This is a genomic window from Sinorhizobium alkalisoli (assembly GCF_008932245.1).
GTDB classification, from domain to species: domain Bacteria; phylum Pseudomonadota; class Alphaproteobacteria; order Rhizobiales; family Rhizobiaceae; genus Sinorhizobium; species Sinorhizobium alkalisoli.
Map to the genome: position 1 here is coordinate 692,250 of NZ_CP034909.1, position 25,023 is coordinate 717,272.

General features: G+C 62.2%; 20 protein-coding genes and 1 pseudogene. 15 read left to right on the forward strand and 6 right to left on the reverse strand.

Annotated features, from left to right (window positions below):
* Nucleotides 1-218: 218 nt before the first annotated feature.
* Entirely contained in the window at nucleotides 219-2,279 is a 2,061-nt protein-coding gene (locus EKH55_RS03355; protein WP_151610976.1) for a lytic transglycosylase domain-containing protein, read from the reverse strand.
* Nucleotides 2,280-2,595: 316 nt separating this feature from the next.
* On the opposite strand from EKH55_RS03355, the gene dapA reads away from it, so the two are divergent.
* Together dapA and smpB are read left to right on the forward strand one after the other, a co-directional pair.
* Nucleotides 2,596-3,480: a 4-hydroxy-tetrahydrodipicolinate synthase gene (gene dapA / locus EKH55_RS03360; RefSeq protein ID WP_151610977.1), complete on the forward strand. Its 885-nt coding sequence runs from the start codon at nucleotides 2,596-2,598 to the stop codon at nucleotides 3,478-3,480.
* Entirely contained in the window at nucleotides 3,480-3,959 is a 480-nt protein-coding gene (smpB, locus tag EKH55_RS03365; protein WP_069460541.1) for an SsrA-binding protein SmpB, read from the forward strand. Before dapA ends, smpB begins: the two co-directional genes overlap by 1 nt.
* A gap of 144 nt (nucleotides 3,960-4,103) precedes the next feature.
* Here smpB and EKH55_RS03370 read toward each other — a convergent pair whose 3' ends face one another.
* Nucleotides 4,104-4,682 (reverse strand): LabA-like NYN domain-containing protein, encoded by a 579-nt coding sequence (locus EKH55_RS03370; protein ID WP_034854310.1) that lies wholly within the window; start codon nucleotides 4,680-4,682, stop codon nucleotides 4,104-4,106.
* Nucleotides 4,683-5,156: 474 nt separating this feature from the next.
* Between EKH55_RS03370 and rpoZ the strand changes: the two genes are divergently transcribed.
* The 12 genes and pseudogenes from rpoZ (at nucleotide 5,157) to EKH55_RS03430 (ending at nucleotide 17,988) form a co-directional block, all read left to right on the forward strand.
* Complete coding sequence (gene rpoZ / locus EKH55_RS03375) at nucleotides 5,157-5,561, forward strand: DNA-directed RNA polymerase subunit omega (RefSeq protein ID WP_151610978.1); 405 nt, start codon at nucleotides 5,157-5,159, stop codon at nucleotides 5,559-5,561.
* Nucleotides 5,562-5,667: 106 nt separating this feature from the next.
* Nucleotides 5,668-7,893, forward strand: coding sequence for a RelA/SpoT family protein (locus EKH55_RS03380; RefSeq protein ID WP_069460543.1), 2,226 nt, complete (start codon nucleotides 5,668-5,670; stop codon nucleotides 7,891-7,893).
* Between the two features lie 215 nt (nucleotides 7,894-8,108).
* Nucleotides 8,109-8,261: a DUF3563 family protein gene (locus tag EKH55_RS03385; RefSeq protein ID WP_069460544.1), complete on the forward strand. Its 153-nt coding sequence runs from the start codon at nucleotides 8,109-8,111 to the stop codon at nucleotides 8,259-8,261.
* 202 nt (nucleotides 8,262-8,463) lie between these two features.
* Entirely contained in the window at nucleotides 8,464-9,000 is a 537-nt protein-coding gene (locus EKH55_RS03390) for a DUF2062 domain-containing protein (protein ID WP_151610979.1), read from the forward strand.
* A gap of 17 nt (nucleotides 9,001-9,017) precedes the next feature.
* Complete coding sequence (gene acpS / locus EKH55_RS03395) at nucleotides 9,018-9,437, forward strand: holo-ACP synthase (protein WP_069460546.1); 420 nt, start codon at nucleotides 9,018-9,020, stop codon at nucleotides 9,435-9,437.
* Nucleotides 9,438-9,657: 220 nt separating this feature from the next.
* Nucleotides 9,658-10,401: a signal peptidase I gene (gene lepB / locus EKH55_RS03400; protein WP_069460837.1), complete on the forward strand. Its 744-nt coding sequence runs from the start codon at nucleotides 9,658-9,660 to the stop codon at nucleotides 10,399-10,401.
* Nucleotides 10,401-11,117 carry a ribonuclease III gene (gene rnc, locus EKH55_RS03405; RefSeq protein WP_106407947.1) on the forward strand — a complete coding sequence of 239 codons (717 nt, stop codon included), beginning with the start codon at nucleotides 10,401-10,403 and terminating at the stop codon, nucleotides 11,115-11,117. Before lepB ends, rnc begins: the two co-directional genes overlap by 1 nt.
* Nucleotides 11,118-11,125: 8 nt before the next feature.
* Complete coding sequence (gene era, locus EKH55_RS03410) at nucleotides 11,126-12,055, forward strand: GTPase Era (RefSeq protein WP_069460838.1); 930 nt, start codon at nucleotides 11,126-11,128, stop codon at nucleotides 12,053-12,055.
* Nucleotides 12,056-12,250: 195 nt separating this feature from the next.
* On the forward strand, nucleotides 12,251-13,264 hold the full coding sequence (locus tag EKH55_RS03415) for a glutathione S-transferase family protein (RefSeq protein WP_151610980.1): 1,014 nt from the start codon (nucleotides 12,251-12,253) through the stop codon (nucleotides 13,262-13,264).
* A gap of 437 nt (nucleotides 13,265-13,701) precedes the next feature.
* The gene (locus tag EKH55_RS03420; protein ID WP_151610981.1) at nucleotides 13,702-14,958 is read left to right on the forward strand and encodes a cyclopropane fatty acid synthase; all 1,257 of its coding nucleotides are present in this window, start codon (nucleotides 13,702-13,704) and stop codon (nucleotides 14,956-14,958) included.
* A 193-nt stretch (nucleotides 14,959-15,151) separates the two neighbouring features.
* Complete coding sequence (locus EKH55_RS03425; RefSeq protein ID WP_151610982.1) at nucleotides 15,152-17,458, forward strand: Tex family protein; 2,307 nt, start codon at nucleotides 15,152-15,154, stop codon at nucleotides 17,456-17,458.
* Nucleotides 17,459-17,674: 216 nt separating this feature from the next.
* Nucleotides 17,675-17,988 (forward strand): annotated as a pseudogene (locus tag EKH55_RS03430) (hypothetical protein).
* A gap of 181 nt (nucleotides 17,989-18,169) precedes the next feature.
* On the opposite strand, the gene rkpK reads toward EKH55_RS03430, so the two are convergent.
* The 3 genes from rkpK to EKH55_RS03445 all read right to left on the reverse strand — a co-directional run bounded on the left by rkpK (nucleotide 18,170) and on the right by EKH55_RS03445 (nucleotide 21,767).
* Complete coding sequence (rkpK, locus tag EKH55_RS03435) at nucleotides 18,170-19,483, reverse strand: UDP-glucose 6-dehydrogenase (RefSeq protein ID WP_069460552.1); 1,314 nt, start codon at nucleotides 19,481-19,483, stop codon at nucleotides 18,170-18,172.
* Nucleotides 19,484-19,771: 288 nt separating this feature from the next.
* A complete protein-coding gene (locus EKH55_RS03440; protein WP_069460553.1) occupies nucleotides 19,772-20,794 on the reverse strand; it encodes an NAD-dependent epimerase in 1,023 nt (340 codons plus the stop codon).
* A 235-nt stretch (nucleotides 20,795-21,029) separates the two neighbouring features.
* Nucleotides 21,030-21,767, reverse strand: a complete 738-nt coding sequence (locus EKH55_RS03445) for a L,D-transpeptidase (protein WP_069460839.1) — start codon at nucleotides 21,765-21,767, stop codon at nucleotides 21,030-21,032.
* 211 nt (nucleotides 21,768-21,978) lie between these two features.
* On the opposite strand from EKH55_RS03445, the gene recO reads away from it, so the two are divergent.
* On the forward strand, nucleotides 21,979-22,725 hold the full coding sequence (gene recO / locus EKH55_RS03450) for a DNA repair protein RecO (protein ID WP_106407949.1): 747 nt from the start codon (nucleotides 21,979-21,981) through the stop codon (nucleotides 22,723-22,725).
* A 112-nt stretch (nucleotides 22,726-22,837) separates the two neighbouring features.
* On the opposite strand, the gene EKH55_RS03455 is transcribed toward recO, so the two are convergent.
* Nucleotides 22,838-24,838: a PhoX family protein gene (locus tag EKH55_RS03455; RefSeq protein WP_069460555.1), complete on the reverse strand. Its 2,001-nt coding sequence runs from the start codon at nucleotides 24,836-24,838 to the stop codon at nucleotides 22,838-22,840.
* Nucleotides 24,839-25,023: the final 185 nt, after the last annotated feature.

The window sequence follows — 25,023 nt, forward strand, 5'->3', positions numbered from 1 at the left end:
TGGCAGCCGCGACCCCCTCTGGCCTGCCGGCCATCTCCCCCACAAGGCGGGAGACGACTCGCGGCACCGTGCCGCCTCCACTGGAGCTTTCCGCTTCCAGCAGCGTTTCGGTTGGAAGCGAGGGGTATGCCGCTTGTATTCTCCCCCTTGTGGGGGAGATGGTCGGCAGGCCAGAGGGGGTATGCCGGCTGGCAGGACGTGCGTCGCCGTTTCCGAGCTCAAGGCTCCCGCCCCACCCGCAAGTCCGCAACGATATCGGCCTTTTGCCCGAGGCGGGCCTTGTACACCTGGTAATTCTCCATCACCCGCTGCACGTAATTGCGCGTCTCCTCGAATGGAATGCGCTCTATCCAGTCGACGATGTCGTCGATCGGCTTGCCGCGCGGATCGCCGTAGCGTGCCATCCACTGCGGCACCCGGCGCGGGCCGGCATTGTAGGCGATGAAGGTCAGGATATAGGAGCCGCCGAAACTCTCGATCTGCTCGCCGAGATAATGGGCCCCGAGTGTTGCATTATAGCCGGCGTCCGCCGTCAGCCGCTCTGCGGAATAGGCAAGGCCATAGCGGCTGGCCACGCCCTTGGCGGTTGCCGGCAGAAGCTGCAGGAGCCCGCGGGCATTTGCCGCGGAAACGGCCGCCGGATTGAAGGCGCTTTCCTGGCGGGCGATTGCATAGGCGAGCGCCTTGCCGGCGCCGCCGATATTGGCGCCCGACGGAATGACGCCAAGTGGAAAGGCGAGGGCGGCGACGTCGATGCCGCGGCCGAAGGCGATCTTGCCGATCTGCAGTGAAAGTTGATGGCCCCGCGTTTCTTCCGCCCGCGCCGCAAGGATCGCGAGTTCCTCGGGACTGGTCAGCTCCTCGGCCAGCGCCCGGTAGAGGCTGTCCGCACGCCAGCCATGTCCTGCCTCCTCCAGCCGGTCGATAGCCCGGACGGCTTCGCGCTCTTGGAACCGCCTCCGGTCTTCCTCCGTCGGCGTCGGATAGCTGACATTGAGCGTGGGGCGGCCGAGTCGGGCCGCGGCCAGTTGCCCGTAGAAGCTTGCCGGATAGTACGCCGCATTGGCGAAATACTCCTCCGATTTCCCGGGGCCGCCAGCCTCCGCGGCGCGCCCGAGCCAATACCAGGCGCGTGAGGCCGAGATCGGCCGGCTGGAGGCTTCGAGGATCCTGCGGAAATGGCGCGCCGCCGTCGCCGGCTCTTCGAGCGCGCGCAACGCATACCAGCCGGCATGGAATTCGGCATCGACGATGTCGGTCGGCTCGTTTGCCGCATGGTGCGCCGCGATGCGATAGGCGCCGCGGAAGTCGCCCTGATCGAGCAGCCCACGGCTGACGATGCGCTGCTCCGTCCACCATTCGCCGGCATCGACAAGGGCGCTTTTGTCGCGCGGCATCCGGTCGAGAAGCTTTGCCGCCTCCTCATATTTTTCCTGCTTGCGCAGATATTCGATGCGCAGGAAGAGATAGGCGGGATCGTCACGCCAGGACGAATCGACGGCCGCGATCAGATCGGCGGCCTTGCCGCTGCCGCGGATGACGGCGGCCCAGGCGCGGTACAGAGACTGCGCCTTGCCGAGCGCGGCGAAGCGCTCCGCCTGCTCGACGCGGCTTCTGTAAAGGAGCATCTCCATGCGCTGCTTGTGGTCGGCAGGCTGCAGCAGCGCGGAGAATTCCGAGAGCACCTTGTCTTCGATGTCCTTGTCCAGAGCATCCTTGACCCAAAGGCCCCGCAGGTGCCCCGCCGCTTCGGCGCTTCGGTCTTCTGCGGCGAGCGCACGCGCGAGGACGATCGCGCCCTCCGCGGTTTCCGGTCGGGTCGCGCCGAAGGCGGCGATGACGTCCGCAGCCGGCGGGTTCTCGCGGTAAAGCGCCCGCTCCGAATGGGCGCGCAGCGACTTCAGGCCCGGCCAGCCCTCGAGTTCCTGTTGCGCCGCGGCAATTTCACGGGACGGGACGCCCCTCTGGCCAGAGAGCGCGATTGCCCAGGTGAGGATATGCCGGTCGAGCGTGCCCATGCGCAGTCCGTCGCGAACGGCGATCGCCTGCTCCGGTTTCCGGTTGGAAAGGGCGTCGAGGCCGGCCTTCACTTGCAAGCTGCGGGGCGCAGTCGCGGCCGGAATGGTGGCGGTCGCTTCTCCGGACGCGACGCGTCCCGTCTTGGCCGGAAATTCAGGCTTGCTCGTCGGCACGGGTATCCGGCCTTCGCTTGCGGCAGACGAAGCCATCATCGCGACACCAACGCCGGCGGCGAGAGACAGAAAGTGTGATCCGCGCATCAAGAACCCCGAGCTTCCCCCATTGTCTCAGTCTTCATTTGGCGCCGGATTGCCCTAACGAAACATTAATCCGCGCGAATCCGTCGAGGAGCCAAAGGCCGCTACGGTTGTCGAACGCAACGCTTCTCTGTCGTAAAACGACATCGATCCAACACCACAGGCCGCAACAATCGACTTGCACGGAAACTGACGGCAAATGCATCGTCACGCCGCTTGCCGCAGCCATATCACATGATTATGGTGCGGCAGTTTTTAACCATCGAATGCGGCCAAAGAGTGAGCGTTTCTTGCCCTTCCGAGCCGTCAGGAGTTGTGCATGTTCAAGGGTTCCATTCCCGCACTCGTAACCCCGTTCACGTCCACCGGTGCCGTGGACGCGGATCGTTTCGTCGCGCATGTGGAATGGCAGACGAAAGAGGGCAGCCACGGACTTGTGCCGGTGGGCACGACCGGCGAGTCCCCGACGCTTTCGCATGACGAGCATAAGCAGGTCGTGGAACTCTGCGTCGAGGCGGCCGCGCGGCGCGTGCCGGTCATCGCCGGCGCCGGCTCCAACAACACGATCGAGGCGATCGAGCTTGCGCAGCACGCCGAGAGGGCCGGCGCCGATGCGATCCTGGTGGTTACGCCCTACTACAACAAGCCGACGCAGAAGGGGCTCTTTGCCCATTTCGCGGCGATCGCCGAAAGCGTGAAGCTGCCGATCGTGATCTACAATATTCCCGGCCGGTCTGTTGTCGATATGAGCGTCGAAACCATGGCCGCGCTCGCAAGGGCCTATCCGACGATCGTCGGTGTCAAGGATGCGACCGGCAAGATCGAGCGCGTTTCCGAGCAGCGCATGGCCTGCGGCAAGGATTTCGTCCAGCTTTCCGGCGAGGACGCGACCGCGCTCGGCTTCAACGCGCATGGCGGGGTCGGCTGCATCTCCGTCACAGCCAATGTCGCCCCGCGGCTCTGCGCTGAATTCCAGGAGGCGACGCTCGCGGGTGATTATGCCAAGGCACTGGAATACCAAGACAAATTGATGCCGCTACACAAGGCGATTTTCATGGAGCCGGGTCTCTGCGGCGCGAAATACGCGCTCAATCGCCTCGGCCGGATGAGCCGCACGGTGCGGTCGCCGCTGCTCTCGACGCTGGAGCCGGCAACCGAGGCGGCTATCGACGCGGCGCTCAGGCATGCGGGATTGATGAATTGATGGCACAAAAGGGCAGCGAGCGCACGGTCAGAAGAGTTGTGGCGGAGAACCGCAAGGCTCGCTTCAACTACGAGATCGTCGATACCTACGAGGCCGGTCTCGTCCTGACCGGAACGGAGGTCAAGTCGTTGCGTGAGGGCAAGGCCAATATTTCTGAATCCTACGCGACCGACGAGGGCGGTGAAATCTGGCTGATCAATTCCTATCTGCCGGAATATCTGCAGGCCAACCGCTTCAATCATGAGACGCGCCGCCGGCGGAAACTGCTTCTGTCGAAGCGACAGGTCAATCGCCTGCAGGGCGCCGTCAACCGCGAGGGCATGTCCCTGGTGCCGCTCCGGATCTATTTCAACGAGCGCGGTCGGGCGAAACTCGAACTGGCGCTCGCCAAGGGCAAGAAACTGCACGACAAGCGAGAGACGGCCAAGGAGCGGGACTGGAACCGGCAGAAGAGCCGGCTGCTCAAGGAGCGCGGTTGAGTTCTGTTGATTGTTGGAGGGCGCTGGTGCCCCTCATCCCGCTGCCGCGACCTTCTCCCCGCAGGCGGGGAGAGGGCTAGTCCTCGGGTTAAACCCGAGGAGAGGGGCACCACGCCGCACGCCCTGGTATCCCGTCTATTCTGATCAAAGCTCCACATCATCCGCAACCGGCTCTGCCGGCCGCGGCGTGCGTTCCGAAGGTTCGCGGCCAACCTCGCCTCTGAGCGTTGCGAGATCGATGAAATGGTCGGCCTGGCGGCGCAGGTCGTCGGCGATCATCGGAGGCTGCGTCGACATGGTCGAGACGACGGAGACCTTGCGGCCCTTGCGCTGCAGCGCCTCGACGAGCGTGGTGAAATCGCCGTCGCCGGAGAAGATCACCAAGTGATCAACGGTCTCGGCCTGTTCCATGGCGTCGATCGCAAGCTCTATATCCATATTGCCCTTGATCTTGCGCCGTCCGAGCGAGTCGGTGAATTCCTTGGCCGGCTTGGTCACGACCTTGTAGCCATTGTAGTCCAGCCAGTCGATCAGCGGCCGGATTGAGGAATATTCCTGGTCCTCGATGAGCGCCGTGTAATAATAGGCCCTGAGCAGGTAGCCGCGTTTCTGGAATGCTTTGAGCAGCTTGCGGTAATCGATGTCGAAACCTAGGCTCTTCGAGGCGGCATAGAGATTGGCGCCGTCGATAAACAGAGCGATTTTCTCCCGGGGATCGAACATCGTGATTTCCTTTTCCACGCCTGCGCATTGTACCGACCGCCCCCGCGGAAGGCTGCGCTTAAATAGGTGCACTACATTAATAATTGCTGGTATGGCAAATAATGTAAGTTAGGCGATTGCATTAATCCAACAGGCGTATGCTGCCTATTGCAAATTTTAGCAGTCGCTGCAGTTCATCCACACGTTCAATTTACGATTGTCGGCGGCGTTTATACCTCGCTTGCAATGAAATACGATCCATATCTAACGCCTGCAACCCGTGCCGGGACGGCACATTCTACCATGCGGCGGGGAAGGATGTGAGCGCCGGATGCAGGAAAAACTTGAACTTGTGCGGATTTGATTGTATCCGGGCGCTAATTCCAGAAATCGGAGCCAATGGAGCCGTCACGTTACGGCAATTTCCGGTTTCGACGTCGTCAATCTGCGCAGCGGCAATGCCGCCGCGCCTTTCCAGTCGCAAAGGACAAGGCCATGGCCCGCGTCACCGTCGAAGACTGCATCGACAAGGTCGAAAATCGTTTCGAGCTCGTCCTGCTTGCCAGCCACCGCGCTCGTCTCATATCGCAAGGCGCCCAGATCACGGTCGACCGCGACAATGACAAGAACCCGGTCGTCGCATTGCGCGAGATCGCCGACGAGGCGCTTTCGCCCGGCGATCTGAAGGAAGACCTGATCCACTCGCTGCAGAAGCATGTCGAAGTGGACGAGCCAGAGCCCGATGCGGCCGCGCTCACCCAGACCGAGACGGCCGCTTTCGCGGAAGCCGCGGAGGAAGAAGACCAGCCGGAAGCGCTGACCTTCGACCGCATGTCCGAGGAAGAACTGCTGGCCGGCATCGAGGGCCTGGTTCCCCCGGAAAAGAGCGACGACTACTGAGATCCGTTCGGCAAAAGCTGTTCCAACGTGTTTTCGAAGCAGTGCGCCACTCGTATGATTGGCGCACTTTTTTTGTTTGTTGTGATTGCAATGGAGCCGCCAGCGGATGATGCGCCAATACGAGCTCGTTGAGCGCGTGCAGAGCTACAAGCCCGATGTCAATGAGGCCTTGCTGAACAAGGCCTATGTCTACGCCATGCAGAAACATGGACAGCAGAAGCGGGCAAGCGGCGATCCCTATATTTCCCACCCCCTGGAAGTGGCGGCGATCCTGACGGAGATGCACCTCGACGAGTCCACGATCGCCGTGGCGCTGCTGCACGACACGATCGAGGACACGACAGCGACGCGACAGGAGATCGACGAACTCTTCGGCGAGGATATCGGCGCGCTGGTCGAGGGGCTGACGAAAATCAAGAAGCTCGATCTCGTCACCAAGAAAGCGAAGCAGGCGGAAAACCTGCGCAAGCTCCTGCTGGCGATCTCGGACGATGTCCGCGTTCTCCTCGTCAAGCTCGCCGACCGGCTGCACAACATGCGCACGCTCGATCACATGTCGGCGGAAAAGCGTGCCCGGATATCCGAGGAGACGATGGACATCTATGCGCCGCTTGCCGGGCGCATGGGCATGCAGGACATGCGCGAGGAACTCGAAAACCTCGCCTTCCGCCATATCAATCCAGAGGCTTACGAGACGGTCACGAGGCGGCTGGAGGAGCTCTCCCAGCGCAATGAAGGCCTGATCAAGAAGATCGAACAGGAATTGAGCGACTTGCTCGAGGCCGAGGGCCTCAAGAGCGGCTATGTGAAGGGAAGACAGAAGAAGCCCTATTCCGTCTTTCGCAAGATGCAGTCGAAATCGCTCTCTTTCGAGCAATTGTCGGATGTCTGGGGCTTCCGCATTATCGTCGACGATATCCAATCCTGCTATCGGGCGCTCGGCATCGTCCACACCCGCTGGCGCGTGGTACCGGGCCGTTTCAAGGACTACATCTCCACCCCGAAGCAAAATGATTACCAGTCGATACACACGACGATTATCGGACCGTCCCGCCAACGCATCGAACTGCAGATCCGCACCAAGCGCATGCATGAGATCGCCGAATACGGCATCGCGGCGCATGCGATCTACAAGGATCGCGACACCGTCTCGGGGGAGGCGACGCGGTCTCCGACGTCGAATGCCTATGCGTGGCTGCGCCGCACGATCGAGTCGCTCGCCGAAGGCGACAATCCGGAAGAATTCCTCGAGCACACAAAACTCGAACTGTTCCAGGACCAGGTATTCTGCTTCACGCCCAAGGGGCAGTTGATCGCGCTGCCGCGTGGCGCGACGCCGATCGACTTTGCCTATGCGGTGCACACCAATATCGGCGATACCTGCGTCGGCGCCAAGATCAACGGCCGCATCATGCCGCTGGTGACGCGACTGAACAATGGTGACGAGGTGGAGATCATCCGCTCCGGCATTCAGGTGCCGCCACCCGCCTGGGAAGAGATCGTCGTCACCGGCAAGGCGCGCGCCGCCATTCGCCGCGCGACGCGTGCGGCGGTGCGCAAGCAATATGCCGGCCTCGGCTACCGCATCCTCGAGCGCACCTTCGAGCGGGCCGGCAAAACCTTCTCACGCGAGGGATTGAAGCCGGTGCTGCACCGGCTCGGGCAGAAGGAAATCGAAGACGCGATAGCCGCCGTCGGCCGCGGGGAGCTCTCCTCGCTCGACGTGCTGCGTGCCGTCTTCCCCGACCATCAGGACGAACGCGTGACCGTCAAGCCTAGCGCAGACGACGGCTGGTTCAACATGCGTAGCGCCGCCGGGATGGTCTTCAAGCTGCCGGGCCGCTCGAAAGAGGCGACCGCTGCGCAGCAGGCCGAAGGACCGGAAGCGCTGCCGATCCGCGGCCTGTCCGGCAATGCCGAGGTGCATTTCAGCCCCGCCGGGGCGGTTCCCGGCGACCGGATCGTCGGCATCATGGATAAGGAGAAGGGCATCACCATCTACCCGATCCAGTCGCCGATCCTGCAGAAGTTCGACGAGGAACCGGAGCGCTGGATCGATGTGCGATGGGATCTGGACGAGGCGAACAACAGCCGTTTCATGGCAAGGATTGCTGTCAGCGCCTTGAACGAGCCCGGCACGCTGGCGGAGATTGCCCAGGCGGTTGCTACCACCGACGTAAACATCCGCTCGCTGTCGATGGGCCGCGTGGCAGCCGATTTCAGCGAATTGCAGTTTGATCTCGAAGTCTGGGACCTGCGCCAGCTCAACCATCTGATGACGCAACTGAAGGAACTGCCGAGCATTTCCATGGTGAAGCGCCTGTTCGCGTGATCCAAATACCAGGCTCGGTGACAGGAGCCGATAGGGCCGGCTCGATCCTGGGCGTCGAGAACCTGCTGATGCAAATGCCTGAATATCGGGCACGGATGAGCGAGAAACCGGTGTTGCCATGCGCGCGGCGCATGGCTGCCGCCTCATCCCGGCGCTGGTGTAGCAGACATAGCTAAACTATCTTCCTGCTCGGGAGGTAAACGAAGAGGTTTGCCATGTTCAAGCAGTTGAAGAAAATCACCCGTGCTCTGCACATTCCCACCGTCGAGGAACGCGAGATCGCCTATCTGAACGGCTCGGTCGATCGCATGGACCTCGAGCACCGCCAGCGTCAGATCGATCGCGGCCTTTTTCGGAAGTATTATTGACCTGCAGCCGTTGCGCCCCGGTGAGGCGCCGCGGAAGCGCTCAATCGAGTCATGCGCCATTTGCATGGCTCCCACGCTGGCAGACCCGTCATGGTCTCCCTTGCGTGCGGCGCTGCTCGCACTTATCTTTCGCCAGAACGAGGCGGGCGGGCCGTCTTGCGCCGATTTGCGGCGGTCTCTGCATGGGATCATGACGGCATAGATGTTATTTAGGCGTAGAAAACCGGTGCCGCTTGCCGAAAGACTCCGCGCCGTGATCTCGCCGCGCAAGGGGCGAGGGCGCGGTTTGCGCTATATCGCCCTGCGTATACTGCGCCTGAAATCGTCGCCGCATTCGATTGCCGTCGGCGTGGCGGCGGGCGCAGCATCCTCCTTCACTCCGTTCTTCGGTTTGCACATCGTTATGGCGGTCATCCTTGCATCGGCCTTCTCGGGCAATGTGCTCGCAGCCGCCATCAGCACGGTACTCGCCAATCCGATCACCATTCCGGTGATCCTGACCGTTTCCTATGAGATCGGCACCGCGCTTTTGGGGCCAGTGGGCGGTGCGGCCGTCACCGCGGCGGAAATCGGCCGGATGATCGAGCACATGAACCTGGCTGAACTCTGGGGACCGGTTCTGAAGCCGCTGCTCGTCGGTTCGATCCCGCTCGCCTTGGCCGGCGCCTTGATCTTCTATCCGCTTGCCTTCCGGGCCGCTTGGCATTTTCAGAAGCAGCGCCGGCACCAGCGTGTGTAGAGGGTCGGACATTCATCATGATCATCGGCATCGGCAGCGATCTCATCGATATCCGCCGCATAGAGAATTCTCTCGAGCGTTTCGGCGAGCGTTTCGTCCAGCGCTGTTTCACCGACATCGAAATCGCCAAGTCGGAGAGCCGCAAGAACCGCGCGGCATCCTACGCCAAGCGCTTCGCGGCCAAAGAGGCCTGTTCGAAGGCGCTGGGTACCGGCCTGGCGCAGGGCGTGTTCTGGAAGGACATGGGCGTCGTCAACATGCCGGGTGGAAAGCCGACGATGCAATTGACCGGCGGCGCGGCGCAGCGCCTGCAAGGGATGTTGCCCGTCGGACACCGCGCGGCGATCCATCTGACGATCACCGACGATTTTCCATTGGCGCAGGCCTTCGTGATTATCGAGGCTCTTGCGGTTGCTCCGGCGGATGGAACGGTTTAGAGCACTCTCGGGAAGACGGGACCTGCGCGCGAGCGCACTGCGCCACTGAGACCTTGTGCCTCCGAAAAGACGCACGTCGCTGCAAAGGTCGCTTGAGGTGCGGTATTCCCGGAAACTATAGGATCGACTTGCGCGGCGTCGCGCAGGCACGGGAGTTCGGGGCATTCGAATGCTGAATCGCAAGGCACCCACCGGTCAGGATGACAAGGAAGAAGGCAGAGTGTCAGAGAACACAGAAACGAAGCAGAGCGGTCTCTGGGAAAATGTGAAGGTCATCATCCAGGCACTGCTCCTGGCTTTGGTCATCCGGACGGTCTTCTTTCAGCCCTTTACGATTCCGTCGGGTTCCATGATGCCGACGCTGCTCGTCGGCGACTACATCTTCGTCAACAAATTCGCCTACGGCTATTCGAAATACTCGCTGCCCTTCTCGCCGAACCTCTTCAGCGGGCGCATTTTCGCGAGCGAGCCGGAGCGCGGCGATATCGTCGTCTTCCGTTTCCCGCCGAACCCGGACATCGACTACATCAAGCGGCTGGTCGGCCTTCCGGGCGACCGAATCCAGGTGCGCAACAGCGTTCTCTACGTCAATGACAAGCCCGTTGATCGCGTGCCGGACGGGTCGTTCCGCGCGGACGACCAATACGACACGGGCGGCGACATCCCGGTTTACCGGGAGACCATGGACAACGGCGTTTCCTATGACACCCTCGACCAATTCCCGGATTCGCGCGGTGATAATACCCGTGAATTCATCGTCCCCGAGGGCCACTACTTCATGATGGGCGACAACCGGGACAATTCTGCCGACAGCCGCTTCGATGTCGGTTTCGTTCCGGCTGAGAACCTGGTCGGCCGCGCCAGCCTGATCTTCTTCTCGCTCGGCAACGACACCTCGTTCCGTGAGATTTGGAAGTGGCCGGCCAACCTGCGCTACGACCGCCTGTTCAAGGGCGTCGAATGATGAAGGGACGCTCGCTGAGCGCGGAGGATCGGGCAAGGCTCGAGACCGCGATCGGTTATCAGTTCTCGGAGAAGGAGCGGCTTGATCGCGCCCTGACCCATTCCAGCGCCCGAACGGCGCGGGGCAGCAACTACCAGCGGCTGGAATTTCTCGGCGATCGCGTGCTCGGGCTCTGCGTAGCGGAACTCCTGTTCCAGACCTTTCGTGACGCCAACGAGGGCGAGCTTTCGGTGCGCCTGAACCAGCTCGTCAGCGCAGAGAGCTGCGCGCGGGTTGCCGACGAGCTATCGCTGCACGAATTCATCCGCACGGGGTCGGACGTCAAGAGAATTACGGGCAAGCACATGATGAATGTGAGGGCCGATGTGGTAGAGTCGCTGATCGCCGCCATCTATCTCGACGGCGGGCTGGAGGCGGCGCGGCGCTTCGTGCTCAAGCACTGGACCGATCGCGCCGAAAGCGCCGACGGTGCCCGGCGCGATGCGAAAACCGAATTGCAGGAATGGGCGCACGCCAGGTTCGGTGTCGCGCCGAAATACAGGACGGATGATCGTTCCGGTCCCGACCATGATCCCCGCTTCACGGTGACGGTCGAGGTGGCCGGGCTAGCGCCCGAGACGGGCATGGACCGCTCGAAACGCGCCGCGGAGCAGATCGCCGCCATGAGGTTGCTGGAGCGCGAGGGTGTTTGGCAGAAGCGGTCTGCCGGAGATTGACGGATATCATGACGGACAAGGAACAGGACAAGGGCGCCGGCGCCAAGCCGACCCGCTCGGGTTTCGTGGCGCTGATCGGCGCGACGAATGCCGGCAAATCGACATTGGTCAACCGCCTTGTCGGGGCGAAGGTGACGATCGTCAGCCATAAGGTGCAGACGACGCGGGCGATCATTCGCGGCATTGCCATTCACGACAACACCCAGATCGTCTTCCTGGATACCCCCGGCATCTTCAAGCCGCGCCGGCGGCTTGACCGCGCCATGGTCACCACCGCATGGGGCGGCGCAAAGGATGCCGACGTGATCGTGCTGCTGATCGACAGCGAGCGCGGGCTCAAGGGCGATGCGGAGGCGATCCTCGATGGCTTGAAGGAGGTCCGGCAGCCAAAGGTGCTGGTGCTCAACAAGATCGACCGGGTCCGCCCGGAGGAACTGTTGCAGCTTTCGGCCGCGGCAAACGATGCCGTCGGCTTCGAGCGTACCTTCATGATTTCGGCGCAGAACGGCTCCGGCTGCCAGGATCTCATGGATTACCTCGCGGCGACGCTGCCGGAGGGCCCGTGGTATTATCCCGAGGACCAGATTTCCGACCTGCCGATGCGCCAGCTCGCGGCCGAGATCACCCGCGAAAAGCTGTTCCTTCGCCTGCATCAGGAGATCCCCTACGCCTCGCATGTCGAGACCGAGAAGTGGGAAGAACGCAAGGATGGCTCCGTGCGCATCGAGCAGGTGATCTATGTCGAGCGCGACAGCCAGAAGAAGATCGCGCTCGGCAAGGGCGGTGAGGCGATCAAGGCGATCTCGACGGCGGCCCGCAGGGAGATTTCGGAGATCCTGGAACAGCCGGTCCACCTGTTCCTGTTCGTGAAGGTGCGCGAGAACTGGGGGGACGATCCGGAACGCTTCCGCGAAATGGGGCTCGAATTCCCGAAGTAGCCCGTAGCTCCGCGGCTTGCGGTCGTTAGACTGTAAACGAGTAAGATTCGCTCGCGCCCACCTCCTCCCGTGAGGCAAGTCCGTTATCCAGAGCGCGAACAATCTGTCACCCCTCCACGCGATTGACCCGCCGGTAGTCTCATGGGAGGAGGTGGGCGATGGCGCCGGTGAGTACAGCGTCTCGGGAGAGCTCGAATGCCGCAACTGGTCGACGGAGAATGGGTAAGGACCGATGTCGCCGCGAGCGAGATGAAGGACGGCGCCTTCCACCGCGAGCCGACCCGGTTCCGCAACTGGATCACCGCCGATGGACGGCCGGGGCCGGACGGCCAGCCGGCGCGAAGGGCGGAAGCCGGCCGCTACCGGTTGTTCGTATCGTATCTTTGCCCCTGGGCCTCGCGCACCATCGCGATGCGCGTACTCAAGGGTCTCGAAGGGATCGTCAGCCTTGCAGTGGCGGATCCCGTGCTGGGAGACGACGGATGGGCCTATCGCGAGCCCGCCGACGCCGGCACCCGCGTCGGCCGCATTCGCTACCATCACCAGCTCTACACCGCAAGCGATCCGACCTATACGGGCAAGGTCTCGGTGCCGGTGCTGTGGGACATGCAGGAGGGATCGATCGTCAACAACGAATCGGCCGAAATCATCCGCATTCTCAATACGGCTTTTGATCGGCTCTCAGGCAATCGCCTGGACTTCTATCCTGCATCTTTGCGCAAGGACGTCGAACGTTGGAACGAGCCGATCTACACCCGCGTGAATAACGGTGTCTATCGGGCGGGCTTCGCCAAGACGCAGGCCGCCTATGACGAGGCCGTCGCGGCGCTTTTCGACATGCTCGACGAGCTCGAATCGCATCTTTCGACGCACAGATATCTCGCCGGCGAATATCTTACCGAAGCGGATCTCCGCCTGTTCGTAACCCTGGTCCGTTTCGACGCCGCCTATTACGGTGCCTTCAAGTGCAACATTCGCCGGATCGAGGATTATCCTTCGCTCTCCGGTCACCTGCGGGAGATCTACCAGTGGCCGGGCATCCGCGAGAGCGTACGCATCGACGAGATCAAGCGCGGCTATTACAGCCTGCGCAACGTCAACCCGACCGGAATCGTACCGGCCGGACCTGCAATCGACTTCGATCGTCCGCATGATCGAGACCGTCTCCCCGGCCGGGGCGTCTTCGGCGCCGGCTCCATGTTTCCGTAAAGCTTGACCGGCTGCAGTCGAGTCCGCTGCAGCGATCTCTACGCATCAGAACAAGACGAACGCTGTAGAGGGCCGACACCGGGCGGTACCTCAAACGTATAGCGATAGTTCTTTCGAATATTCTAAGGCGGCAAGTCCTTGAGGGGCCACGGAAAAGCCCCATTGATAAACCGCCGAACCTCGCTAAGTTTAAGGGAAGTTCTGATGGATAGGAGCCCTAAACGGCTTGCCTGACGACATCCCGGTCGCTGCTCCTGCGCGCATTGCCGGTTCAGCTTTCCGGAGGCCGTGAGGCTTGCCCGAGCCGGTTTCCGGCCACTTCCGGACGCGACCATTTCGCGAGCGCAGCACATATTTCCGGAAGACGGCCGAGCCACCCTACGCTCCGTGCGGAAGAACCGAAAGGTTTCAGTCGAGGTCTGGCGTCGAGGTAGGATATGAATGCGGCATTGGTGAATTTGCTTCGCAGTCTGGTGCAGAAGGGAAAACTCAAGGTCATCTTCGCGACGGGTGAGCAGGTCGTGTTCGGCGACGGCACGGGGAAGCCGGCGACCATAAGGCTCGTCGACGCCGAAGCAGAAAAGGCCATAGTGCGCGATCCCGGGCTGAAGTTCGGCGAAATGTACATGGACGGTCGCGTCGTCATCGAGGAGGGCGATATCTTCGATGTCCTTTCCATCGCCAAGAGCAATGGTCTGGAGAACGCCGCAAACGCCGCCAACACCGTGACGGCGGTTTGGCACGTTCTGCGCCAGCAGCTAAAGAGCCGGCTGCCGGTCAATCGCAACCGCCGCAACGTCGCGCATCATTACGATCTCGATGGCAAGCTCTTCAACCTCTTCCTGGATGAGGACTGGCAATATTCCTGCGCCTATTTTCATCCGCCGGGAATCTCGCTCGAAGAGGCTCAGCGCGCCAAGAAGCGGCACATCGCGGCCAAGCTTCTGCTCGAACCCGGCCAGAAGGTGCTGGAGGTCGGCTCCGGCTGGGGCGGAATGGCCATGTATCTCGCCGAATCCTCGGGGGTCGAGGTTACGGGCATCACGCTCAGCGAGGAGCAGCTCAAGGTTTCGCGCGAGCGCGCAGCCAAACGCGGCCTTTCCGATCGCGTCCGATTCGAATTGCAGGACTATCGCACTATGCAGGGGCGGCAGTTCGATCGCATCGTCTCCGTCGGCATGTTCGAGCATGTGGGCATCGGCAATTACGGCATTTTCTTCCGCAAGATGAAGGAGCTCCTGAAGCCCGAGGGGGTGATGCTGCTTCACTCGATCGGCCAGATGTACAAGCCCTGGGCCACCAATCCGTGGATCGAGAAATACATATTCCCCGGCGGCTATATCCCCGCCCTTTCGGAGGTTCTGCCGCCGGTCGAAAACGTTCGACTGCTGGTCAAGGACATCGAAATCCTGCCGATGCATTACGCCTGGACGCTCAGGGCCTGGCGCGAGCGCTTCGTGGCGCGGCGGGAAGAGGTGCTGAGGCTGTACGACGAGCGCTTCTTCAGGATGTGGGAATTCTATCTCGCTGCCTCGGAGACTGCGTTCCTCTACGACAAGCATTTCGTTTTCCAGCTCCAGCTTTCGCCATCGCTCGAGACGGTTCCGGTGTCGCGCGATTACATCGAAGCGAAGGAGCGCGAACTGCTGGAATTCGAGAAGACGCGGCAGCGGCTGGAACTCATTGCCGTTTGACCATCCGCCTGCGATATTTTTGAAGAAGCGATGAGAGGGCGCACCATCCCCCTTCGCCCGCATGCGGGGAAGAAGCCGCGGGGAATCGTTTCTGCTCTCCTGTGGAGTTCCGGCTGGCCGCAAACGGCTTTCGCTTGGCCTTGCCTCGTTGCGCCGGTATGGTCCCGCCGGAAACAGAAGAACGGAATGCCGAATGGTCACGACCGCAAAGCCCATCGCCACCATCATCGCAAGCGAGATCAAGGCGACCCCTGCTCAGGTCGGCGCCGCAGTCGAATTGCTCGACGGCGGGGCCACCGTGCCGTTCATCGCCCGCTACCGCAAGGAGGTCACCGGCGGTCTCGACGATACGCAACTGCGTATTCTCTCCGAGCGGCTCACCTATCTGCGCGAACTCGAGGCGCGGCGCGTGTCGATTCTCGACTCGATCCGCACCCAGGGCAAGCTCACCGATGACCTCGAAGGCAAAATAGCCGCCGCTGTCACCAAGGCGGAGCTCGAGGACATCTATCTGCCCTACAAGCCGAAGCGGCGGACCAAGGCGGAAATCGCACGGGAGCGCGGCCTCGGGCCGCTCGCGGAAGGGATCCTTGCCGATCGCACCATCGCGCCGGCCGAGCGTGCGGCCGCCTTCCTGAGCGCGAATATCCCAGACGTGAAGACGGCGCTCGACGGCGCCCGCGACATCATCGCCGAGGGCATGACCGAAAATGCCGACCTTCTCGGGCGCCTGCGCAACCATATGCGCGAAGCGGCCTTCCTGCGCGCCAGGGTGGTTGACGGCAGGCAGGAGGCCGGCGCGAAATTCTCCGACTATTTCGACCATACGGAGCGCTGGGCCACCGCGCCCGGGCACCGGGCGCTGGCGATGCTGCGCGGTTGGAACGAGGAGGTCCTTTCCGTCGATATCGTCGTCGATCAGGACGAGGTTTCGCCGCAGAAACCCGTCGAACGGATGATCGCGGCTGCCTATGATGTGCGCGGATCCCTGCCGGGAGACAAGTGGCTGCTGGAGGTCATAGGCTGGACCTGGCGTATCAAACTTTCGCTGTCGCTCTCGCTGGACCTGATGCGCGAGCTGCGTGAGCGGGCCGAGGAGGAGGCGATTCGCGTCTTCGCACGCAATCTCAAGGACCTGCTGCTTGCCGCCCCGGCCGGCTCGCGTGCGACCATGGGTCTCGATCCCGGCATCCGCACCGGCGTGAAGGTCGCCGTCGTCGACGGCACGGGAAAACTCCTGGACACGACGACCGTCTATCCCTTTCCGCCGAAGAACGATGTTCGCGGCACGCAAGCCGAACTCGCATCATTGCTGCGCAAGCACCAGGTTGAGCTGATTGCCATTGGCAACGGCACCGGCAGCCGCGAAACAGAGAAACTCGTCGCCGACATGCTAGCGCAAATGCCGGCACCGAAGCCGACGAAAGTCATCGTCTCGGAAGCGGGAGCCTCGGTTTACTCCGCTTCGGAAACGGCGGCCGTCGAGTTCCCGGAGCTCGATGTTTCACTGCGCGGGGCCGTGTCGATCGCGCGGCGGCTGCAGGATCCGCTTGCCGAACTCGTCAAGATTGAGCCGAAATCGATCGGCGTCGGTCAGTATCAGCACGACGTCGACCAGTCGAAGCTCAGCCGGTCGCTGGACGCAGTGGTCGAAGATGCCGTGAATGCCGTCGGCGTCGATCTCAACACCGCTTCGGCCCCGCTTCTGGCGCGGGTCTCGGGACTCGGCAAGTCGTCGGCGGAAGCGATCGTTGCACATCGCAATGCGATGGGCCCCTTTGCCAACCGGCAGGAACTTCTGAAGGTGGCGCGCCTCGGTGCGCGCACCTTCGAGCAATGCGCCGGTTTCCTGAGGATTCCGAATGGACCCGAGCCGCTCGATGCCTCCGCCGTGCACCCGGAAGCCTATGGCATCGCCAAGAAGATCGTCGCCGCCTGCGGCCGCGATGTGCGCTCGCTGATGGGCGATAGCGCTGCCTTGAAGAAGCTCGACCCGCGGATTTTCGTCGACGAGCGCTTCGGTCTGCCAACCGTCAAGGACATTCTCGCCGAGCTGGAGAAACCCGGCCGCGATCCTCGTCCGAGCTTCAAGACCGCGACCTTCGCCGAAGGTATCGACGATATCAGGGACCTGAAAGTCGGCATGCAGCTCGAAGGCACCGTGACGAACGTCGCAGCCTTTGGCGCCTTCGTCGATATCGGCGTGCACCAGGATGGCCTCGTGCATGTGTCGCAGCTCGCAGATCGTTTCGTCAAGGATCCGCATGAGATCGTCAAGGCCGGCGACGTAGTACGTGTGCGCGTCACGGAGGTCGATATCGCCCGCAAGCGTATCGGCCTTAGCATGCGCAAGGATGGCGGCGCCGACACCGGCCAAGAGGCGAGGGGAGCAAATCCGAGCGGCGGCAATCGCAATGCGGGCGGGCGGCCGCAGAAGAGCCAGGCCCCGGCACAGGGTGGGTTCGGTGCAGCGCTTATAGAGGCGATGCGCAAAAAGTGAGCGCCGGAAGGAACGGCTTTTGCCGCGGATCGTTAGTACAACGACACGGTTGGCTGGATTCCGATTTTTCAGTTCCTGAACCGGCCCTCCGTCATCCCTCCGGTGGCGACGCACGTCGTCGCATGTAGGTGTCGACCTTTAGGAGTGCCGGTCTACTGCGGAACAGGCCCGTGAAAATCCTCTTCCGCCGGAGCCCCCGGTGAGAGGAGGTGCCTCATGGTACGCAATGTGACCCGCAGCCTTCCGCACGCTGCTCTGCTGGCGCTGGCAGCAACGGTTTATCCGGTTCCGGCTGAAGCGCAGGGCGTCGTAAATTGCGCCGAGCGGTCCCAGGTGATCGAGTTCCTGGCGCGGCAATATGCCGAAAAACAGGCGGCGGTCGGACTGATCAACCCGCGGGCGGTGATGGAACTCTATGCTGCCGACAGCGGTACGTGGACTCTGATCGTGAGGATGTCTCCGGTCGCAGCTGCGTTATCTTTGCGGGGCAAAGCTGGGACGCCAAGGTGCCGGTAGGAACGAAGGCCTGACGGATTCGTCGAAGCTTGACTCCTGTCTGCAGCCCCCTTGATTTCCAGGTGCCCAGGCTACAGCGCCGCGCGTCTTTTCAGGCGCGCGGCGCTGTAGCTCTTGAAACTACGCATCGTTCCGAAATCCGGTTCCGGACCGATGCGACCCGGGGCCGTCACGGAGCGACGTGGTTCCGCCTCATCAATCCGGTCTGCCGATGCTGGCATAGCTGAAGCCGTGCTTGGTGACTTCGTCCTTGCGATAGATGTTGCGCAGGTCGACGAGCAGCGGCGTCTTCATGGCGGCCTTCAGCCGGCCGAAATCCAGCGCCCGGAACTCGTTCCATTCGGTGACGATCACGAGCGCATCGGCGCGCGCCGCAGCCTCATAAGGGTCTTTCGCATAATTCATGCCGTCGATGACCTTGCGGGCGTTTTCCACGCCTTCCGGATCGTAGCCGGTGACTTCGGCGCCCGCGTCCCGGAGTGTCTGAACGATCGCGATCGCCGGGCTATCGCGCATGTCGTCGGTGTTCGGCTTGAAGGTGAGGCCGAGCACGGCGATCTTGCGGCCGCGCACGTCGCCGCCGGCCGCCACGATCACCTTGCGGCCCATTGCGCGCTTGCGGTTGTCGTTGACGGCAACTGTGGTCTCGACCAGTCGCACGGGGCTGTCATGGTCCTGCGCCGTCTTGACGAGCGCCAGCGTGTCTTTGGGGAAGCAGGAGCCGCCATAGCCCGGGCCGGCATGCAGGAATTTGGAGCCGATGCGCCCGTCGAGGCCGATGCCGCGGGCCACGTCCTGGACATTGGCGCCAACTTTTTCGCACAGGTCAGCCATTTCGTTGATGAAGGTGATCTTCATCGCCAGGAAGGCATTACCGGCATACTTGATCAGTTCGGACGTGCGGCGCGTCGTGAAGACCAGCGGCGCCTGGTTCAGGTAGAGCGGGCGATAGACTTCTGTCATCACCTCACGCGCCCGTTCGGCATTGCCGTCGAGGCCGATGACGATCCGGTCCGGTCGCTTGAAATCCTCGATCGCCGCGCCTTCGCGCAGGAACTCCGGATTGGAGACGACGGCGAAGTCGGCCTCCGGATTGGTCTCGCGAATGATGCGCTCGACCTCGTCACCGGTTCCGACCGGTACGGTGGATTTGGTGACGATCACGGTGAAGCCGGAGAGGTTGGCGGCGATCTCGCGCGCAGCCGCGTAGACGTAGGACAGATCGGCATGGCCGTCGCCGCGACGCGACGGCGTGCCGACGGCAATGAAGACGACGTCGCTGTTTGCGACGGCGGATGTGAGGTCGGTGGTGAAGGTCAGGCGTCCTGCGGCGACATTGTGGGCGACGAGCTGGGCGAGGCCCGGTTCGAAAATCGGAATCTCTCCCTTCTCGAGGGCCACGATCTTGCCCTCGTCCTTGTCGAGGCAGACGACGTCATGGCCGAAATCCGCAAAGCACACGCCGGAAACCAGGCCGACATAGCCGGCGCCAATCATCGTTATCTTCATCCGCTCTTCCTTTGTCGTTGGGTCTTCAAGGCTCTTGGGAGGTAGGCCAGGCGCTACCAAACCCGCGTCGCAGAATGGGCGAATTTGGTAGATCCCAAGCCAACTGCATGTCTCCTTAAACCTCGTCTAAGAGAAGGACATGCAGAAATTCAAAGTGCTACAGCGACCTTTGCGCGTCTGGTAAGACGCGCGGCGCTGTAGACCAATCCATTGATAGGCAAATAGGACCGATTTTCGACCAGCAAATGACAGGGGCGTGCGCATTCGCCGCAATTGTCTCGAAACGCCTCAATCGGCGCCGCCTGCGTGGTAATATTGCGCATACCATTTCACGAACCTGCCGACACCCTCCTCGATTGAAATCGAGGGCTTGAAGCCGGTGAGCGCCTCGAGCAGTTCCGGCGACGCATAGGTGCGTGGCACGTCCCCCTTCTGCATCGGCAGCATGTTTCGGATCGCTGGACGGCCGAGCGCTTGCTCGACAGTCTCCACGAAGGTCATCAGGTCCACCGGCTGGCCACCCCCGAGATTGACGACACGGAACGGCGCATGGCGCGAGAGGGTGTCGTCGGCCGCATCTGCCGCGACGCGGTTGTCTTCGGAGGGCGCGACGTGCGAAAGCCGGAGAATGCCCTCCACGAGATCGTCGATATAGGTGAAATCGCGGCTCATGCGCCCTTCACCGTAAATGTCGATTGGCCTGTTGTTGTGGATGGCTTCGACAAATTTGAAGAGCGCCATGTCCGGCCGCCCCCACGGGCCATAGACGGTGAAGAAGCGGAAAGCCGTCGTCGGTACCTTGTGGAGATGGGCGTAGCTGTGAGCCATCAGCTCCATCGACTTCTTGGTCGCGGCATAAAGTGTCATCGGCTCGTCGGCCCTGTCGGTCTCGACAAAGGGAATTTTTTCGTTGGCGCCGTAGATCGAAGAGGTCGAGGCGAGCATCAGATGTTTCGGGGCAACCGCTTTCGCGAGTTCCAGGATGTTCCAGGATCCCACGACATTCGAGTCCATGTAGGCTTTTGGGTTTTCGAGGCTGTAGCGAACGCCCGCCTGTGCGGCGAGGTGGATGATGACCTCCGGCTCGGCGAGCCCCGCCGCCCGGTCAAGGGCGGCCCGGTCTTCAAGCATGGCCGTCACTGCCTTGAAGCCGTTGGAGCGCTCGAGAATGGCATGCCGGCGCTCTTTCAGAGTTACGTCGTAATAGGGCGTCATGCCGTCGAAGCCGACCACGAAGTGCCCGTCGTCGATCAGCCGCTTGGCGACGTGAAAGCCTATGAAACCTGCGGTTCCGGTGATGAGGTAACGCACGACGATATCCCAGATTGCAATAACTCACCGTTCATACGCACAAAGGCGGGCGATTGAAAGGTGTCGCTCCGATGGCTTGTCTGCAGCGCGTCATGATCGAGCGTACTCGTGCGACGCGCTTGAGGTCCGTGTTTTTATGCCTGTCATTCCCCAAAACCGCCGCACGTTTTTGGGCGACATGATTACAGCGCCGCGCGTCTTTTCAGACGCGCAAAGGTCGCGGATGCCCCCCCGCTCAGAAGGAAAGAAGCGGGTTGTCGGCCGTCGTGCCCATCGGGGCGTCGCCCGGCGGCAGCGCCGCACTCATCGGCGGTTCCGCCTGGATCACGACAACCCGAGTTCCTTCCGGCACGCGACTATAAAGATCGATGATATCCTGATTGAGCATGCGGATGCAGCCGCTCGAAACCGCCCTGCCGATCGACCAGGCTTCCGGGGTGCCGTGAATACGGAACAGCGTGTCCTTGCCGTTCTGGTAAAGGTAGAGGGCGCGCGGGCCAAGCGGATTGGTAAGACCTGGTTCCATGCCGCCCGCGAGCGGCCCGTAGCGCTCCGGCTCGCGTGCGACCATATCCGATGTCGGGATCCAGCGCGGCCATTCCGCCTTCCGGCCGATGCGGGCCTCGCCGGCGAACTCCAGGCCTTCCCTGCCGACCCCGATCCCGTAGCGCAGCGCCATCCCGCCGTCCTGCACCAAATAAAGATACCGGTCGGGCGTGTCGATGACGATCGTGCCCGGCGGCTCGATGGTGGAGTATGGTACCTGCTGGCGCAGGAAATTCGGGGCCACCTTGCTGATGTCGGTCGCCGGCAGCGGGAAAAGCTCTTCCGGCAACGGCCCGTACATCGCCGTGTAATAAGGGTCGGGTCCAGCCGGCCGGGCGGCCCGCGGCTTGCTGCTGCTCGCGCAGGCTGCGAGGGCAATGGCGGCGACGAGAAGAATGGAAATCTGTGCGAGGCGGAACACAAACATAATCGAAACGATCCTGTCGATGGCAAATGGCATCGGCGAAATCGGCCGTCACGCCTGTGCCCTCATTCGAACACGGCTGCGAATCGACCCGTTTCGAATGTAGTCCGAGGAGGGGGCGGCTGAAAGGGGCCTTTGCGCCTGCGGGCGTCCTGGTGCGGTATTCGATCCATCCCGCTTGATCGGCTTCACGCCGCGGGTGTATGCCTTTTCAATGCAATGGAGCGACCAGGCCATCATTCTCGGCATCCGCAGACATGGCGAGAGCTCGGTCATCGCGGAGGTCATGACGTCCGGGCACGGCCGGCATCTGGGGCTGGTGCGCGCGGGCCGATCGCGTGCCATGCAGCCGGTGCTGCAGCCGGGCAATTCGGTCGAGGTCACCTGGCGCGCGCGCCTCGACGAACATCTCGGCGAATTCCGTGTCGAACCCACGCAGTTGCGCGCCGCCAGTCTGATGGAGACGGCGATCTCGGTTTACGGCATCCAGGCCTTGGGTGCCCTTTTGCGGCTTCTGCCCGAGCGCGATCCGCATCCGCATCTTTACGAGGCGCTTGCCGTCATCGTCGACCACTTGCAGGAACCTGCGGATGCCGGCGAACTCTTCGTGCGCTTCGAACTGGCGGTTCTGGACGATCTCGGCTTCGGCCTCGATCTTTCGGAATGCGCGGCAACAGGCAGGCGCGACGAACTCGTCTATGTGTCGCCGAAATCGGGCCGCGCAGTCAGCCGCGAGGCGGGCGCCCCTTATGGCGAGCGCATGCTCGCCCTTCCAAACTTTCTATCGGGTCGCCAGAAGGCGGCCGATCACGACGCGCTCGCGGCAGCGTTCCGTCTCACCGCGCACTTCCTGAACCGCCATGTCTACGAGCCGCGCGGCATCCATGCGTCTTCCGCGCGCGACGGATTCGTCCAGGCGACGTTGAAGGCTTTGAGTCCGGCCTCGCCGTCAGCTGCCTGATCGAAGAAAAGGGCGCCGCACATCTCATGCGGCGCCCCGTTCACAAAGAATGCTGTAGGCCTGACTCGACGCATCAGCCCGAAAACCGGGTCCGACTCTCGGGCTGATGCGCTTAGCCGATCTTGCCGCCGCCCTGCTTGGTCACGGCGACGACGGCCGGACGAACCGGCATGTCGTCGCGGAAGTCCGGCCAGCGCGTCGCTGGCTTTTCATAGGTCGCAAGCCCGGCATCGCCCGGATGCTGCACGGCGAGAAAGAAGGTGTCGCTCGTGGGGTTGAAGCTCGGGCCGCACATTTCGGCACCGACCGGCACGCGGAAGAAGAGCTTCGAGGTGCCGCGGGCTTCACCTTCCGTGTCGACCGCCCAGATGCCGTCCGTACGGCCGGTCTCCTTTTCATTGTTGCCGTCGGTCGCGACCCAAAGGCGGCCATCGGCGTCGATGGCGCAATTGTCCGGCATGCCGAACCAGCCGTTCTTGGTCGTCGCTGTCGAGAAGGACGCACCGACCTCGGCAACGCTTGGATCGCCGCATTTCAAGAGGATGTCCCAACGCGACTTGGTCGAGGCGAAATCACCGTCCGTTTCGGTGATCTCGACGATGTGGCCGAAGGCGTTCTTGGCGCGGGGGTTGGCGGCGTCGATCTCGTCCTCTTTCCGCTTGGTGTTGTTGGTCAGCATGACGTAGACCTTGCCCGTCTTCGGGTTGGGCTGGACATCTTCCGGGCGGTCCATCTTGGTGGCGCCGAGCGCATCGGCGGCAAGCCGGGTGTTGATCAGCACATCGGCCTGCGAGGCGAAGCCGTTCTCGGCCGTCAGCGGGCCCTCGCCGTGGATGAGCGGCATCCAGGTGACTGTGCCGTCCTCGTCGAACTTCGCCACGTAGAGTGTGCCGTCGTCGAGAAGATCCATGTTCGCCGCGCGGTCGTCGGGCTTGTAGGTGCCATTCGTCACGAACTTGTAGACATAGTCGTACCGCTCGTCGTCGCCGCTATAGAGCACGACGCGGCCGTCTTTGTTGACGATGGATTCACAGCCCTCGTGCTTGAAGCGTCCGACGGCGGTGCGCTTCTTCGGCACGGAATTGGGGTCGAACGGATCGACCTCGACGATCCAGCCGAAGCGGTTGGCCTCGTTCGGCTCCTTCGTGACATCGAAGCGATCGTAGAATTTCGACCATTCATATTGCCCACCCGGCGCGCCGAGACGCTTCAGCACCTTGAATTCCGGATGATCTTCGGCGAGGTCGCCGCCGAAATAGCCGTTGAAGTTTTCCTCGGCCATCAGATAGGTGCCCCAGGCGGTGACGCCGCCGGCGCAGTTGTTGATCGTGCCGAAGACCGTAGTGCCGGTCGCGTCGGCCGAGGTCTTCAACCGCTCATGGCCGGCCGCCGGACCGGAAAGCTGCATTTCGGTGTTGGCGGTGATGCGGCGGTTGAACTTGCCGTCGAGAACCGGCTGCCACTTGCCGTCGACCTTGCGAATCTCGATGACGGTTCCGCCATGGGCCGCCATCTCGATGTCGACCAGTTCCTTGGTGTAGTCGCCGAGAACGACTTTATCCTGTTCCTTGCCGTCCTCCGTCACCTTTTCGACGCGGGCGAAGTTCGGGAACATGATTTCGGCATTGGTGTATTCGTGGTTGACGACCAGAAGGCCGTGGTCGGGACTGCCATCGAGCGGGATGAAACCGACATAGTCGTTGTTGTAACCGAACTGCCGGCTCTGAGCCTCTGCCGTCTGCTTGAGCGGATCGAAGTCGGGGCTGTCGGCGAAGATCTTGTCGCCCCAGCGCAAAAGGATATCGGCATCGTAGCCTTCGGCGACGTGGTGAGTTTCGTCGACGCCGGCTTCGATCTCCTTGAAGTCGAACTGCGACATCTCCTTGGCCCTGGCGTCATCGGCAGTCAGCAGGGCGAGCGGGCTGACTGTCGTGGAAATGGCGGCGACCGCAAGCGAACCGCCGATGAAGGACCGGCGCGAGAAGCGGCGGTTTATGATGTCGCCCATGGTGGGGTTGGCGGAACAGTTCTGGCCGATGTCTTCCAGCTCCTCTCTTCGTTCCGTCAGAGTCTTGATTTCGATTTCTTCCGCCGAGCCGAGATACTTGTCCATGCTTACTCTCCCCGTTGAGACGATAGAACCGCCAGCGTGATGCGGCGTCGACATCGCTCTACCAGCTAGCTCATGACAGTTATGCGACAGTTCAATGAAGAGATTGCAGCGCCTCCCTGCATCAGCAATGCGCCAGGAGGCCAGCGCTTGCGAAATGAACCGATGATTGCGTATCGCCTATGGCT